Below are 16,372 nucleotides of genomic sequence, written 5' to 3'. Positions count from 1 at the left end.
GTATTGCAGAATGTTTCGGCAAGGGTTAGCGTGCGGCCAATCAGCGACCAGAGGAAGGCGTCGATGACACCCCCGCCGAAACCGCGCACCACCCTGGCCCTCGTCTCCCTGCTCACCTTGACGCTCGTCGGCACCTCGGTCGCCGTGCCCCCGGCCGCCGCCGCGGCCCCTCGGGCGTCCGCCGGTGTCCCCGTCGCCGTCGGCGGCGCCGCCCAGTGGAGCAACGAACCCTCCGCCGAGGCACTGCTCAAGGCCGGCGACAACTCCGCCCGGGCCGAGCAGTTCTACTTCGTCCTGCCGGACCGGTTCGCCAACGGTGACCCCCGCAACGACCGGGGTGGCCTCACCGGCGACCGGCTGCGGACCGGGCTCGACCCGGCCGACAAGGGCTTCTACCACGGCGGTGACCTCAAGGGCGTCATCGACAAGTTGGACTACATCCAGGGGATGGGCACCACCGCCATCTGGCTCGCCCCGATCTTCAAGAACCGGCCGGTGCAGGGCTCCGGCGACGACGTCTCGGCCGGTTACCACGGCTACTGGATCACCGACTTCACCCAGGTGGACCCGCATTTCGGCACCAACGAGGAGATGAAGCGCCTGGTCAAGCTCGCCCACCAGCGCGGCATCAAGATCTACCTCGACGTGATCGTCAACCACACCGCCGACGTCATCAAGTACGCCGAGGACAAGTACGCGTACGTGGACAAGGCGACCTCGCCGTACACCGACGCGCAGGGGCGGGCGTTCGAGGACCGCAACTACGCCGACGGCAGCCGCGCGTTCCCTCCGGTCGACCAGGAGTCGTTCCCGTACACCCCGACGTTCGCCGAGCCGAAGGACGCGACAGTCAAGGTCCCGGCCTGGCTGAACGACGCCACCATGTACCACAACCGGGGCGACTCCACGTTCGCCGGTGAGAACAGCGAGTACGGCGACTTCTTCGGCCTCGACGACCTGTGGACCGAGCGTCCCGAGGTGGTCCAGGGGCTGACCAGGGCGTACGGGGACTGGATCGGCGCGACCGGCGTCGACGGGTTCCGGCTGGACACCGTGAAGCACGTCAACATGGACTTCTGGCCGCAGTTCAGCCAGGGCATCCAGCGGGCCGCCGAGAAGGCCGGCAAGAAGGACTTCTTCATGTTCGGCGAGGTCTACAGCGCCGACCCGGAGATCAGCTCCAGCTACGTGCGGCAGGGTGGCCTGCCGGCGACCCTCGACTTCGCCTTCCAGGAGGCCGCGCGCGGTTACACCGCCGGTGCCGGCTCGGCGAAGGCCCTCGCCGACGTGTACGCCCGCGACGACCTCTACGCCGCCCGCGACACCGACGCCGGCCGGCTCACCACGTTCCTCGGCAACCACGACATGGGCCGGATCGGGTCGTTCGTCGCCGGTGGTGGCACCGACCCGGCCAGTCACCTGCGCCGCGACCAGCTCGCGCACCAGCTGATGTTCCTGACGCGTGGCCAACCGGTCGTCTACTCCGGCGACGAGCAGGGCTTCACCGGCCCCGGTGGGGACAAGGACGCCCGGCAGGACATGTTCGCCTCGAAGACCCCCGACTATCTCGACGACGACCTGCTCGGCACCGACCGCACCCACGCCAGCGACCAGTTCGACACCAGCCACCCGCTGTACCGGACGATCGCCGAGCTGGGCCGGCTGCGCCAGGCGCACCCCGCGCTGCGCGACGGTGTGCAGGTCACCAGGTACGCCGCCGACGGCCCCGGCGTCTTCGCCGCCTCCCGGATCGCCCCTGCCGACCGGACCGAGTACGTCGTGGCGGTGAACAACGCCGACACCGCGCAGACTGTCACAGTGGACACCTGGTCGGCCGGCGCCACCTTCACCGGCATCTACGGCGGCAGCCAGACCGCCACTGCCGGCGCCGACGGCACGCTGAGCCTGACCGTGCCCCCGCTGTCGGCGGTGGTGCACCGGGCCGGCACGCCCGTCGCGCGCCCGGTCGCCGCGCCGCGCATCACCATCACCAGCCCGGCTCCGGACGCGCTGGTCGCCACCCGGGCCGCCGTCACCGCCCAGGTGACCGGTGACCCGCTCGCCACCGTCACCGTCGCCGCCCGGGTCGCGGGTGGCCGGTGGACGTTGCTGGGCAGCGCCGACCACGCGCCGTACACCGTGCAGCACGACCTGACCGGCCTGGCCGGCGGCACCCGCGTCGAGTACAAGGCGGTGGTCCGCGACGGTCGGGGCCGCACCGCGACCGCCCGGTCCACGGCCATCGTGGGTACGCCGGCACAGGGCAAGTCCCGGGAGTGGGCGGTGGTGCACTACCAACGCCCCGCCGGTGGGTACGACGACTGGAGTTTGTATGCCTGGGGGGACATCGACCCGGCGTACGTCACCGAGTGGCCCAAGGGGCAGCCGTTCGCCGGGGAGGACTCCTACGGCCGGTTCGCCTGGGTGAAACTCAAGCCGGGCGCGAAGTCCGTGGGTTTCGTGGTGGTCGACTCCGACGGCAACAAGGACGTCGCCCAGGACCGCAGCGTCGACGTCACGGCAACCGGCGAGGTCTGGCTCAAACAGGGTGACCCGGTGGTCTACCCGAGCAGGCAGGCGGCCACCGGTGAACCGGATCCGGCGGTCGAGGAGGGCACCGCGGTGATCCACTATCGGAGGGCCGACGGCAACTACGACGGCTGGGGCCTGCACCTGTGGGACGGCGCGGCCAACCCTACCGAGTGGTCCGCGCCGCTGAAGCCCACAAGGACTGACGCGTTCGGGGCGGTGTTCCGGGTGCCGCTGGCCGCCGGCGCGACCGGGCTGAACTACGTCATCCACCAGGGCGACACCAAGGATCTGCCCGACGACCAGCGGCTCGACTTCGCCAGCGCGGGCCGGGAGGTGTGGCTGCTCGCCGCCACGCCGGGCCGGTTGCTGCCGTCCACGGCGACCAGCGTCAACGCGGACACCGACATCAGCAAGCAGAGGGCGCACTGGATCGACCGATCCACGGTGGTGTGGCAGACCCCGCCGACCGACGGCAGGACGTACGCGCTCGTCGTCGCGCCTGAGGGCGGGGTCGGCGTGGTCGACGGGGAACTGACCGGGACGTACACCACGTTGCCGTTGCGGGCGCAGCGCAATGGGCTCACCGAGGCCCAGCGCACGACGTTCCCGCACCTGTGGTCGTACCGTAGCTTCGCGCTGGACCGGGGCGACCTGGCCAAGGTCCCGGCGGCGCTGCGGGGGCAGGTGCTGGTGACCGAACGCGACGCGGAGGGTGCCCTGCTCGCGGCGACCGGCGTGCAGATCCCCGGCGTGCTCGACGACGTGTACGCGCGGGCCACCGACGCCACCCTCGGGCCGACGTTCGCGGGCCGGACGCCGAGCGTCGCGCTGTGGGCGCCGACCGCGCGCACCGTGGCGTTGCAGCTGTTCGACTCGCCCACCGCCGCGCCGAGGACCGTGCCGATGCGCCGCGACGACCGCACCGGTGTCTGGTCGGCGCGCGGCAACCAGAGTTGGGTCGGCAAGTACTACCGGTACCAGGTGCGGGCGTGGCAGCCGGCGGTGCAGAAGATGGTCACCGCGTCGGTGACCGACCCGTACTCGGTGGCTCTCGCCGCGGACTCCACGCACAGCCTGCTGGTCGACCTGAACGACGCGGCGCTGGCCCCGGTGGGTTGGCGGACGCTGCGCAAACCGGCGCCGGTGGACCCGGCGAAGGCGCAGATCTCCGAACTGTCGGTACGCGACTTCTCCATCGCCGACGAGACCGTGCCGGCCGAGCGGCGGGGAACGTTCCTCGCCTTCACCGACCCGAAGACCGCCGGGATGACCCACCTGCGCGCGCTCGGTGACGCCGGTGTCACCCACCTGCACCTGCTGCCGGCGTTCGACTTCGCGACGATCCCGGAGAAGCGGGCCGACCAGCGGCAGCCCGCCTGCGACCTGGCGGCGCTCCCGCCGGACTCCGCGGAACAGCAGAAGTGCGTGGCGGCGGTCGCCGAAACCGACGGCTACAACTGGGGGTACGACCCGCTGCACTACACCGTCCCGGAGGGCGGCTACGCCGTCGACCCGGCCGGTGCGGCGCGGACCACCGAGTTCCGGCGGATGGTCGCCGGGGTGAACGGCGCCGGGCTGCGGGTGGTGATGGACGTGGTCTACAACCACACCTCGGCCGCCGGTGTCGACGACAAGTCGGTGCTCGACCAGGTCGTGCCCGGCTACTACCACCGGTTGTTGGAGGACGGCACGGTAGCCAACTCCACCTGCTGCGCCAACACCGCGCCCGAGCACGCCATGATGGGCAAGCTGGTCGTCGACTCGCTGGTGACCTGGGCAAAGCAGTACAAGGTGGACGGTTTCCGGTTCGACCTGATGGGTCACCACCCGAAGGCGAACATCCTCGCCGTCCGCAGCGCCCTGGACCGGCTGACCGTCGCCCGCGACGGTGTCGACGGCAAGGCGATCATGCTCTACGGCGAGGGCTGGAACTTCGGTGAGGTCGCCAACGACGCCCGTTTCGTCCAGGCCACCCAGGCCAACATGGCCGGCACCGGCATCGGCACCTTCAACGACCGGCTGCGCGACGCGGTACGCGGCGGCGGACCGTTCGACACCAACCCCCGCGTGCAGGGCTTCGCGTCCGGGCTCTACACCGACCCGAACGGCGACGCGGTCAACGGGTCGGCGGCCGAGCAGAAGGCGCGCCTGCTGCACGCCCACGACCTGATCAAGGTGGGGCTCACCGGCAACCTGCGCGGGTACCGGTTCACCGACACCGTCGGACGGCAGGTCACCGGCGCGCAGGTGGACTACAACGGCTCCCCGGCCGGCTACACCGCCGCTCCGGGGGAGGCCGTCACCTACGTCGACGCGCACGACAACGAGATCCTGTACGACGCGCTGGCCTACAAACTGCCGCAGGCCACCTCGGCGACCGACCGCTCCCGCATGCAGGTGCTGGCGCTGGGCACCGTGGTGCTGGGGCAGGGCACCGGGTTCGTCACCGCGGGCACCGAACGGCTGCGGTCGAAGTCACTGGACCGCAACTCGTACAACTCCGGAGACTGGTTCAACCAGATCCGCTGGGGCTGCGAGCGGGGCAACGGGTTCGGCGCCGGCCTGCCGCCCGCGCAGGACAACGAGGACAAGTGGTCGTACGCCAAGCCCCTGCTGGCGGACCCGGCGCTGGTGCCGGACTGCGCGGCCATCAACACCACCGACGCCCGGTACGCCGAGCTGCTGCGCATCCGGGCGTCGTCGCCCGTGTTCGGGCTGGCCACCGCCGAGCAGGTGCAGCAGCGGGTGGCGTTCCCGTTGTCCGGGGAGCAGGAGACGCCCGGCGTGCTGACCATGACGCTCGACGCCCGAGGGCTGGGCGGGTCGTGGAAGTCGCTGACCGTCGTCTTCAACAGCACCCCGGAGACGGCGAAGCAGACGGTGACCGACCTGCGCGGTGCGGACGTGGCACTGCACCCGGTGCTGGTCGATTCGGCCGATCCGGCGCTGCGTACCGCCTCGTTCGACCGGGCGGCCGGCACGTTCAGCGTCCCGGCGCGCAGCGTGGCGGTGTTCGTCCAGAAGTAGTGACGTGAACGTGAACCGGCCCCCTTCCGCGTGGTGCGGAAGGGGGCCGGTCCGTTGTGCTGTCACCCCTGCTGTGCCATCGTCACCCAAGGGTGATCAGGCGAAGCAGTTCTCAATGGTGCCGCCCGGGATGGCCAGGCAGTTGGTCGGACGGTTGGCGGTGATGGCGGACTTCTCGTCCACGTTCACCTCTCCGAAGAAGCTGAAGACACCGCCCGGCTCGAAGGTGGAGAAGTTGTGGGCGACCGTCGTCTTCGACAGGTTGACCTCGCCGAAGATGTTGAAGATGCCGCCGCCGACCCCGATCGGGCCCACGGCCCGGTTGCCGACGACCTCGCTGTCGCGCAGCGTGGTGACGCTGCCGACGTTGAAGAGCCCGCCGCCGAAGAACCCGGCGGTGTTGTCCTTGATGCTGCTCTTCTCGAACGTGACCGCGCTGTCGAAGGCGATGGCCACACCGCCACCGACACCAGCGGTGCTGTTCTTCTCGATCGAGACGTGGTGCAGGTTCAGCTGGCTGTCCGCCGCAACGAGACCGCCACCGGCGAGGACTGCGGTGTTCGAGACGAACTTGGTCTCGTACGCCGTGGTGTTGCCCTCGATGTCGAGGAGGCCACCGCCGAAGCCGAGCGTCTCGTTGTCGCTGATCTCACCCTTCCTGATCTCGACGGTCCCGCCGTTGACATCGTCGGTGAAGATCGGCGCGGCGCCGTTGGAGATACCGCCACCACCGATGACGGCGGTGTTGTCCTTGATCTTCGACTCCTCGACCTTGAGCAGGCCGGCGTTGAAGACACCACCACCGAAGAAGAAGGCGGTGTTACGGGCGACGGTGCTGTGCCAGATCTTCGTGGTGCCGAAGTTGGCCACGCCACCGCCGTTGCCGCCCGACTGGTTGAGGACGACCTCGGACTCCAGGATCTCGGCGGTGCCACCCGGCTGGACCAGGATGCCGGCGCCGTCGTTCTCCTCCGGCTGCTGGACGAGCGGCGTCACGACGCCCGCCTGAGCCTTCGGGGTGACCTTCGGCGCGGCCTTCAGGCCCGCCTTCGGGTTGGCCTGCCGCGCGGTGAGCGCCTGGGCCAGCGGGGTGCCGGCCTTCACCTGGGCGGCGAGCGCCTCGGAGTCCGAGTAGGCCGCCCAGACCGCAGCCGGCTCGACGCCGTTCTCCAGTTCGAGGGTCTGGCCACCCTTGATGGTCAGGCCCTTGACGGTGAGGTGACCACCAGCGCCGACGTTCAGGATGCGGAAGTAGTCCGCGGTGGCTTCCCGGGAGATCGTCGTGTGCTCACCCTTGAGCGTGATGTGCTCGGTGATCACCGGGAGGCCGTTGCCCTCGTAGTCGTTGCGGGTCAGGTTGTAGGTGCAGCCCTTGGCCAGCTCCAGCACACCGCCGTTCTTGCTGTTGGCGAACACGATCGCCTGGATCAGCTTGTCGGTGTCGCAGGGCACCTCCCTTCCGCGCTCGTGGTCCTTGTCCTTGTCCTTGTTCCGGTCCTCGCCCTTGTCCTTGTCCCAGTCGCGTCCCTCGTCACCCCGCTGGTCGCCGTCCTTGCTGACCTGCGCGGTGTTCCAGTCGAGGCCGACGGCTCCGGCGCTGCCCGCGACGCCAACCGCCGCGAGACTGATCACGCCCGTCAAACCGGCTACGCCACTGGCGAGCCAGAGCTTGCGGCGGCGCTTGGCCGCCGCCCGCCCGGAGGCTTCGTTGTTCGTTAGGTAGTTGGACATCGGAGCTCTCTGCCCTCTCCTCGTACCAGACAGGGTCGCCGCCGTCAGACGGGCGTCCCCTGCTACAAATCGGTTGTAGCTCCCAAAACCACCGTATGAGAAGGTTCCTCGCCTCGCGGGCTTATCCGAAAGAAGCCCACATTCGGTTCATGTTGCATCCGGAAAGGCCGGGACACCCCGCCGTGCCCACTGCCGCCCAGGACGGCCGTAGACCCCTCTTGACCTGCCAAACGGGTACGCCCCTCCGAGCCGGTGACGGCGCGGAGAGGCGTACCTCTTCTATGTGGTTCAGCCCCACCCGATCAGGCGAAGCAGTCCGGAACGTTGAAGCAGTTGGTCGGGCGGTTGGCAGTGACCGCCGACTCGTCGTCCAGCGTCACCGTGCCGCCGAGGCTGTTGAAGATTCCCCCCGGCGGGAGGGTGGAGAAGTTGTGCGCCACCTTCGTCCGGCGGAGCGTCACCTCGCTCCCCTCGGTGTTGAAGATGCCGCCGCCGCGGGCGAACGGACCGACGGCCCGGTTGCCCACCACCTCGCTGTCGCGCAGCGTGGTGACGCTGTCCTCGTTGTAGAGGCCGGCGCCGAAGAACCCGGCGGTGTTGTCGTTGATCTTGCTGTTCTCCACGGTTGCGGCGCTGTCGAAGGTGACCGCCACGCCGCCACCCACACCGGCGGTGCTGTTGCTGACCACCGTGGCGTTCTTGAGGGTGAGCTGGCTGTCGGCCACGGCCACGCCGCCGCCCGCGAGGACCGCGGTGTTCCCGCTGACCGTCGTGTAGTGCAGGGTCGTGGTGCCCTCGACGTCCAGCACGCCACCGCCGAAGCCGAGCGTCTCGTTGTCGGTGATCTCGCTCTTGTAGACCCAGACCGAGCCACCGTCGACGCTGTCGGTGAAGATCCCGGCCGCGCCGTTGGCGATACCGCCGCCGCCGATGATCCCGGTGTTGTCCTTCACCTTCGACTCGTCGACCTGGAGCACCCCGGCGTTGAAGATGCCGCCGCCGAAGAAGAAGGCGGTGTTGTGCGCCACTGTCGTCTTGCTGAGCCTGGTGCTGCCGAAGTTGGCCAGGCCGCCGCCGTTGCCACCGGACTGGTTGTAGAGCAACTCGCTGTCCAGGATCTCCGCGCGGCCACCGGGCTGCACCAGCACCCCGGCTCCGTCGGTGAACCCGGGCTGCTCGACCAGCGGCACCGCGGTTCCGGCCCCCGCCGGCTTCGCCTCCGCGGCGATCGGCTTGGCGGCTGCCGTCTTCGCCGTCGCCTTCGCTTTCGCTGCGGGCTTGGCCGCTGCCGGCTTCGCTGCCGCTGTCGCTGCGGGCTTGGCTCCGGCCTTGGCCGCCGTTGTTGCCGCGGGCTTGGCTGCCGTTGTGGCTGCCGGCTTCGCCGCCGTTGTGGCTGCCGGCTTCGCTGCCGGGCCGGCCACGGTGGACCGGACCAGGGCCGAGTACGGCGCCCAGACCGTCGCGGCGTCGACTGCCATCGAGGACTGAAGGGTCTGACCACCTCTGATGCTCAGACCCTTGAGGGTGAGGTGCCCCCCGGGGCCGACGTTGAGGATCCGGAAGTAGTCGGCCGTGGCCTCACGGCCGATGGTCGTGTGCTCGCCCTTCAGGGTGATGGGCTGGGTGATCACCGGCAGGCCGTTGCCGTCCTGGTTGCGGGTCAGGGTGTAGGTGCAGCCCTTGGCCAACTCCAGTACGCCGCCATCTTCGTTGTTCGCGAACGTGATGGCCTGGATCAGCTTGTCCGTGTCGCACGGGACCTGCTTGGTGCGGTCCTTCTCGTCGCGCTTGTCGTCCTGGCGCTTGTCGTCCTTGCCGGACCGGTCGTCGAAGCCGCTCCAGTCGTCGCCGCTCCACTCGTCGTCCCGAGCGTCGACTTCCTTGGCGCCGCCTTCGTCCGCGCCGCCAGCGTCACTGACGTTCTGCCGGTTGGTCGACGGCTGCGCGTCGGAGACCTGGTCAGATTTGGGCTTGTCGTCCCTGGCGGCCACGCCGCCGAGGGCCGCCAGACCGACCACACCGGTCAGCCCGGCCACGCCGGCGACCCACAGCGCCCGCCGTCGTCGTGTCGGCGGAGCTGTCGAGGCCCCGCCGTCGGTACTCGTTACGTCGTTGGACATCAGAGCCTTCCGCCCTTTCCTGCTACCAGACGGGGTCGCACCGCCTGAGGCGCCACGACCAGCTACAAATCGGTTGCAGCCTCTGATCCCCACCGTATGAGAACCATCTTCGCGATGCGGACGTATCCGAGATAACCCCGCATTCGGCGCAGGGCGGATGACGGCGGGCAAGCGGTCCGGGTTGGTGAAAAGGGTGTGAGCAGCGCAAACGCCGACTCGGGCGGGTGAAGGTCACCACCGTCGCGGGAACGGACGTTCCCACCTGGCCTGCGTGCCGCCCGCCGTCCAGCGGCAGGCGCGCCGAGGGGTTGATCCACTCGGGTTCACGGAAGACGCGGTGTCCGTGCGCCCTGGACAGCCCGGTTTCCGTGAAGGGGAGTCGACACGAGAGGCGAGTCTGGGTCGGGCGGCGCCGGGACCGGCGCACCGCCCGGGCCGGAGGGCCTGGTCGACAACGGCACACCGGCGCGCCCGGGCTGGAGGGCCTGGTCGACAACGGCACACCGGCGCCGCCGGGCCGTTGGTCGGCTGGCGGCGACGCCGGTGCGTGAGGGCTGGTGCGGTGAGGGCTGGTGCGGTGGTCAGCCGGGCAGGCGGGGACCCGCCTCGCGCTGCTCGGCCAGCCAGGTCTCCACCTCGTCGGAGGTGCGCGGCAGCCCGGCGGAGAGGTTCACCGCGCCGGTCGCGGTGACCAGCACGTCGTCCTCGATCCGGATGCCCACGCCGCGCAGCTCGGCGGGGACCAGCTCGTCCTCCGGCTGGAAGTACAGCCCCGGCTCGACGGTGAGGACGTAGCCCTCGCCGAGCGCGCCGTCGCGGTACGTCTCCTTGCGGGCGTTCGAGCAGTCGTGCACGTCGATGCCGAGCATGTGGCCGAAGCCGTGCAGCGTCCACCGCCGGTAGACCGTCGACTTCTCGTCCATCGCCTCGTCCACGCTCACCGGCAGCAGACCCAGCTCGGACAGGCCCTCGGCGAGCACCCGCATGCAGGTCAGGTGGACGTCCTTGAACTTCACCCCGGGGCGGATGGCCTCGATGCCGGCCTGCTGCGAGGCGTACACGATGTCGTAGACCTGGCGTTGCAGGGCGGTGAACCGCCCGCTCACCGGCAGCACCCGGGTCACGTCGGCGGTGTAGAGGTTTCGGCCCTCGACACCCATGTCCATCAGCAGCAGGTCACCCGGCCGGGTGACGCCGTGGTTGTGCACCCAGTGCAGGATCGTGGCGTGCTCGCCGGCGCCGACGATCGAGCTGTACCCGACGTCGTTGCCGTCGTGCCGGGCCCTCAGCGCGAAGACACCCTCCAGGAGGCGCTCGGAGACCGCGCGGTCCGCCGGGAGGATCCGGGCCACGTCCTCGAAGCCGCGTACGGTGGCGTCGATAGCGTCCTGGAGTTGGCTGATCTCCCACTCGTCCTTGACCAGCTTCATCTCCGAGATGGCGATCGCCAGCTCCCGGTCGCGGGCCGGCTGCCCCTGGGCGCGCGGGCCGTCGTAGGCGCGGACGGCCGCGTCCACCTGGGCATCGAAGCCGCGCAACACCCGGGTACGCCCCGGCGCCAGGTCGGCGAGAGTCGCCTCCAGGCCGGTCAGGTCGGCGGTGGGCAGGCCCAGCTCGGTCGACTTCTCGCTGAGCGTGTGCCGCCGGCCCACCCACAGCTCGCCGTTGCGGCTGCGGAAGAACTCGTCGGTCTCCCGGGACGACCGGGGTCGCATGTACAGCGTCGCGTCGTGCCCTGAGCCGTTTGGGCGCAGCACCAGCACGCTGTCGGCGTCGTGGTCGCCGGTCAGGTAGGCGAAGTCACTGCCCGGCCGGAACGGGTGGTCGGTGTCGTTGGCCCGGACCTTCTCGGTGCCGGTGGGGATGACCAGTGTCTCGCCGGGGAAGGCCGCGGAGAGCGCGGCACGCCTCTTGGCGTAGTTGGGCGTCTCCGGCCGGGGCGCCACGGGGAGCGCGGTGTCGCTCCAGCCCTGCCGCATGAAGGACAGGAAGGCCTCCGGGAAGTCCGGATCGTGCGATTCCGTGCCGTCCGTCGGCGTACCGTCGGTTTGTCCCTCGGTCATTGCGCCGCTCCCTCCGCTTCGTTGCTGATCCCGACGGTACCGCGCGCCCGGTTCGTGGCGACGCCCCCGGCGGGCGGATCGACGGACGGCTGCGACGGGCCGACAGCGCGCGTGGAAAGATGACCACCATGTGCGGACTTCTGGCCTTCTTCAGCGCGAACGGTAACGCCGCCGCGCATCGCGACCACATCGCCGGAGCGTTGGAATGCCTGCACCACCGCGGCCCCGACGAGACCGGGGTCGAGGTGGTCGGCGACGCTTCCGGCCGGTACGCGGACGGCGTGTTCGCCCACAAGCGGCTGGCCATCATCGACGTCGCGTCGAGTCACGAGCCGCTGCCCTACGCGAACGGCCGTTACCTGCTCACCTTCAACGGTGAGATCTACAACTACATCGAGCTGCGCGAGGAGTTGATCAGGAACTTCGGCGCGCAGTTCGCCACCGCCGGCGACGGCGAGGTGATCGTGGCGGGCTACCACTTCTGGGGCGAGCAGGTGCTCACCCGGCTGCGGGGGATGTTCGCCTTCGTCATCTGGGACCGGCAGGAGCGGCGCGCGTTCGGTGCCCGCGACTACTTCGGCATCAAGCCCATGCACTACCTGGAGACCGCCGACGGCCTCTACCTGGCGTCGGAGAAGAAGGCGTTGCTGCCGTTCGCGCACAGCAACTACCAGGGCGACGCGGGCGTCGACACGGCCAACCTGAGCCACTACCTGACGCTGCAGTACGTCCCGGAGCCCGGCACCCTGCACAAGGGCATCAGCCGGATCGGCTCGGGAGAATACCTGAACTGGACGCCGGGTGGGCGCATCGACGTGCGTAGGTGGTACAGGCCGGTGTTCCGGCCGGCGCCGGTCGACGACGAGCAGAAGCTCTACCACGAGATCCGGGAGACGCTGCGGGAGAGCGTGCGCATGCACATGCGCTCCGACGTGCCGGTCGGCTCGTTCCTGTCCAGTGGCATCGACTCGACAGCGGTGGTGGCGCTGGCCCGGGAGTTCAACCCGAACATCCTGACGTTCACCGTCGGCTACGACGTACCGGGTTATTCGGAGATCGACGTCGCCCAGGAGTCGGCGCGGCACCTGGACGTCACCACCATCCCCACCAAGATCGGTCCGCAGGACATGATCGACGCGCTGCCGAAGATCGTCTGGCACCTGGACGACCCGGTGGCCGACCCGGCGCTGGTGCCGCTCTACTTCGTGGCCAAGAAGGCCGCCGAGCACGTCACTGTGGTGCTCTCCGGTGAGGGTGCCGACGAGTTCTTCGGCGGCTACACGATCTACCGCGAGCCGCTGTCGCTGGGGACCGTCAACGGCCTGCCCGGCGGGGTGCAGAAGGGCCTGCGCGCGGTCTCCAAGGCGATCCCGCAGGGCGTCAAGGGCAAGAGTTTCCTGGAGCGTGGCACCACCCCGATCGAGGAGCGCTACTACGGCAACGCCCGGATGTTCACCGAGGAGGAGAAGCAGCACCTGATGCGCCGCTACGACCCCTCGGTGCGCTACACCGACGTCACCGCCCCGATCTACGCCGAGTGCACCGAGCTGGACGACGTCACCAAGATGCAGTACGTCGACCTTTACACCTGGCTGCGCGGCGACATCCTGGTCAAGGCCGACCGGATCTCGATGTCGCACTCGCTGGAGGTGCGGGTGCCGTTCCTCGACCGCGAGGTGTTCGACGTCGCGGCGAAGATCCCGGTGGACCTGAAGCTGCCGCCGCGCTCCGACGCGACGAAGTACGCGATGCGCCAGGCGTTGCAGGGTGTCGTGCCGCCGGCCATCGTCAACCGCAAGAAGCTGGGCTTCCCGACCCCGACCCGGGTCTGGCTGCGCGGCGAGATGTACGAGTGGGCCCGGCACGTGCTGAGCACCTCGGGCGCGGGCGACCTGCTCGACCTGTCGTACGCGCTGCGGCTGCTCGACGAGCACAAGCGGGAGGAGGCCGACCACTCCCGCAAGGTGTGGACGGTGCTGATCTTCTGCATCTGGCACGCGATCTTCGTGGCGAAGACCCTCGACCCGGGCATCCAGCGAAACCAGTCCGCCCTGCTCACGAAGCCGGTGGTGGGCTCCATGGTCCGCTGACCCTGGCCCGACTCTGTTGATCAAGAGGTTTGCGTCATCCGGAGCGGTTCCGGTGACGCAAACCTCTTGATCATTTCAGGGGGTGGTGGTGGTAGTGGTTAGCGGCGGGCGCAGGTGACTGTGGGGAGGCCGTTCGTTCCTGTGGTGCTGGCCAGGAAGCCGAACGTCGTGGTGCCTTCCGGTGCGACAGTGCCGTTGTAGGCCACATTTGTCGCCGTCACCGACGAGCCGGACGACGTCTGTGTCGCGCCCCAGATCTGGCTGATCGACTGCCCGTTGGGCCAGGTCCAGCTCGCGGTCCAGCCGTTGAACGGCGTACTGCCGTGGTTCATGATCGTGACTTCGCCCTGGAAGCCACCCTGCCAGGCGCTGCTCACCTTGTAGACGGCCATGCAGTCGCCACCCGCCGGCGGCGGGGTGGTCGTCGGCGGCGGGTCGGTCGGCCCGGGCGTCGGGGTGGTCGGCGTCGGGGTCGGCGTCGAGCCGCCGCCCTTCACGCCGGTCACCTGGCCGTTGCCGCCGTCGAAGACGACGTCGGAGCAGCCGAAGAAGTTCTCCTGCGAGTCCGAGCGGACCCAGCGGGAGTAGATGATGTGCTGGCCGCTCTTGCCCGACGGCAGGTTGCCGCTGAAGTAGTAGTGGCCCTCGTTGGTGCCGACCGCCCCACGCTGCGGCGGGTTGGTCACCGTGAGGAACGGCTGCTCCTCCAGGTCACTCCAGGCCAGCGCCCGGGTCGGGCTCCAGCTGTTCTTGGTCACGTAGAAGTAGAACGTGCCCGGGTGGTGCGCCCAGTTGCTGTAGCGGAAGTCCAACCGCGCCCCGGCGGTCAGGTGGGTCAGCGGCCAGTCGGTGCGGGCCAGGTCGAAGCCGCGGTAACCGGAGTTGCCGCCGCTGCAGAGCTGCCCGTCCGGGATGAAGCCGGTGGTCCGGCCACCGGCGTCGGAGCGCAGCACGCTGAACCAGTTGTAGAGCGAGTTCGCCCCGCTCTGCGCCACGGCAGCGGAACACGCGGGGTTGGTCGGCGTGATCTGACCGGTCGAACTGAGGCCGTCCTGCCAGCACAGGTAGGTCCGGCTGCCCGGGGTCATCGCCGCGCCGTGCGCGGCGGCCGGCTGTGGACTGGACGCCAGGGCGACGGCGCCCAGCGCGAGGGTCAGGGCCGCGGTGAGCAGTGCGGCCGTACGGGAACGGTTCACGGGTTCTCCTGACTCGCGAGGCGCGCAGCCCAGGCCGCCCCGCCGAAATCGGGTGGGATGTGGCGTGATCGCACCGCTGTCGTGCGCGGTGCGACGGTCACGGCGACCTGCCCCGGCGGGAATCGGCCGGTGGACGTGCGCCGTCGACGGTCCTGTCCTGGACCGTTGCCCTCGCGTCTTACGAACCCGGCAACCGGTGGTGCCGCAGCCCTCGCACCGCCCGGTACGCGTCATCCCATCACGCCCCGCCGCCACAATGCAATAGCCGTTCCTCGATGAATCAAAAGACCCGTCGGCGGTCGGTGCACGCCATATCCTGCGTACGGAAACGACGTGACGGAGAGGCGGCAGCGGGTGCCGGACGTGTTCGACGAGGCACACCGCCGTTGCCGCGCCGGCGAGTCGGTCGCCCTGGCCACCGTCGTGGCCACCTGGCACTCCGCGCCGCAGCCGCCCGGCGCGACCATGCTGGTCGCGGCCGACGGCACTGTCACCGGCAGCGTGTCCGGCGGCTGCGTCGAGGCGGATCTATACGAACGGGCCCGCCGGGTGCTCGCCACCGGAGCACCCGAGCTGATCCGGTACGGAATCAGCGACGACGACGCGTACGCGGTGGGCCTGACCTGCGGCGGTGTCCTCGACGTGTTCGTGGAGCGCGTCGACCCCGGCGCCCTGCCCGGGCTGGACGCGGTCGCCGCCGCCCGCCGGGCCGCCCAACCGGCGGCGGTGGTCACCTGCGTGGCGGCCGATGCCGGCGGCGCACTGGCCGATGCCGAGAACCCACTGGGCGGCCACTCTCCGGGCACGCAGCCGACCGATCCGGCCCGGCGACTTGGCCGGCGGCTGGTGCTGGCCGGCGGCCAGCACCCGATCGGTTCGCTCGGCGACGATCGGCTCGACGACGCCGCCAGCGCCGACGCCCTCGGACTGCTCGCCGCCGGGCACAGCGGGATGCTCCGGTACGGATACTCCGGGCAGCGCCGGGGCTCCGGCGTCAGCCTCTTCGTGACCGCGTACGCCACCCCGCCTCGGATGATCGTCTTCGGGGCCATCGACTTCGCCGCTGCCGTCGCCCGGATCGGCGCGTTCCTCGGCTACCGGGTCACCGTCTGCGACGCCCGGCCGGTCTTCACCACCGTGCGACGCTTCCCCGAGGCGGACGGGGTGGTGGTGCAGTGGCCGCACCGCTACCTGCGTACCGAGGTGGACGCCGGTCGGGTCGACGAGCGGACGGTGGTGTGCGTGCTCACCCACGACCCGAGGTTCGACGTGCCGCTGCTGGAGTTGGCGCTGCGCCACCCGCTGGCGTACGTCGGCGCGATGGGCTCGCGCCGCACCCACGACGACCGGCTCAAGCTGCTGGGCGAGGCAGGGCTCACCGAGGCGCAGCTCGCCCGGCTCGCCTCGCCGATCGGGTTGGACCTCGGTGGTCGTACACCCGAGGAGACCGCGGTGAGTGTGGCCGCGCAGATCGTCGCGGCCCGGTGGGGCGGCACCGGCCGCCCACTGGCGGCGCTCGACGGGCCGATCCACCGGCCGGGGTAGCCGTTGCGTCGCCTTCGCCGCCCGCCGGGTGGCCCGCTGTGCCAGCCTGATGCCACGGCGGTCGGCCC

7 protein-coding genes are annotated in these 16,372 nt (G+C 70.1%); 3 read left to right on the top strand and 4 right to left on the bottom strand.

From position 1 onward, the window contains the following. Positions 1-63: 63 nt before the first annotated feature. Complete coding sequence (pulA, locus tag CLT68_RS28910) at positions 64-5,559, top strand: pullulanase-type alpha-1,6-glucosidase (RefSeq protein ID WP_099855714.1); 5,496 nt, start codon at positions 64-66, stop codon at positions 5,557-5,559. Between the two features lie 96 nt (positions 5,560-5,655). Here pulA and CLT68_RS28905 read toward each other — a convergent pair whose 3' ends face one another. The 3 genes from CLT68_RS28905 to CLT68_RS28890 all read right to left on the bottom strand — a co-directional run bounded on the left by CLT68_RS28905 (position 5,656) and on the right by CLT68_RS28890 (position 11,473). After that, positions 5,656-7,290 (bottom strand): hypothetical protein, encoded by a 1,635-nt coding sequence (locus tag CLT68_RS28905; RefSeq protein WP_099855712.1) that lies wholly within the window; start codon positions 7,288-7,290, stop codon positions 5,656-5,658. A gap of 302 nt (positions 7,291-7,592) precedes the next feature. Next, a complete protein-coding gene (locus CLT68_RS32985; protein ID WP_158240965.1) occupies positions 7,593-9,410 on the bottom strand; it encodes a right-handed parallel beta-helix repeat-containing protein in 1,818 nt (605 codons plus the stop codon). A 581-nt stretch (positions 9,411-9,991) separates the two neighbouring features. After that, positions 9,992-11,473 (bottom strand): aminopeptidase P family protein, encoded by a 1,482-nt coding sequence (locus CLT68_RS28890; protein WP_099855707.1) that lies wholly within the window; start codon positions 11,471-11,473, stop codon positions 9,992-9,994. A 128-nt stretch (positions 11,474-11,601) separates the two neighbouring features. On the opposite strand from CLT68_RS28890, the gene asnB reads away from it, so the two are divergent. After that, positions 11,602-13,563 carry an asparagine synthase (glutamine-hydrolyzing) gene (gene asnB / locus CLT68_RS28885; protein ID WP_088951893.1) on the top strand — a complete coding sequence of 654 codons (1,962 nt, stop codon included), beginning with the start codon at positions 11,602-11,604 and terminating at the stop codon, positions 13,561-13,563. 98 nt (positions 13,564-13,661) lie between these two features. On the opposite strand, the gene CLT68_RS28880 is transcribed toward asnB, so the two are convergent. Beyond that, a complete protein-coding gene (locus CLT68_RS28880; RefSeq protein ID WP_099855705.1) occupies positions 13,662-14,759 on the bottom strand; it encodes a lytic polysaccharide monooxygenase in 1,098 nt (365 codons plus the stop codon). A 333-nt stretch (positions 14,760-15,092) separates the two neighbouring features. On the opposite strand from CLT68_RS28880, the gene CLT68_RS28875 reads away from it, so the two are divergent. Further along, the gene (locus CLT68_RS28875; protein WP_486482371.1) at positions 15,093-16,304 is read left to right on the top strand and encodes an XdhC family protein; all 1,212 of its coding nucleotides are present in this window, start codon (positions 15,093-15,095) and stop codon (positions 16,302-16,304) included. The last annotated feature ends 68 nt before the right edge of the window (positions 16,305-16,372 follow it).

The organism is Micromonospora sp. CNZ299, from assembly GCF_002754415.1.
The sequence above is the reverse complement of the archived record's forward strand: the minus strand, read 5'-3'. Positions and strand labels throughout refer to the sequence as shown.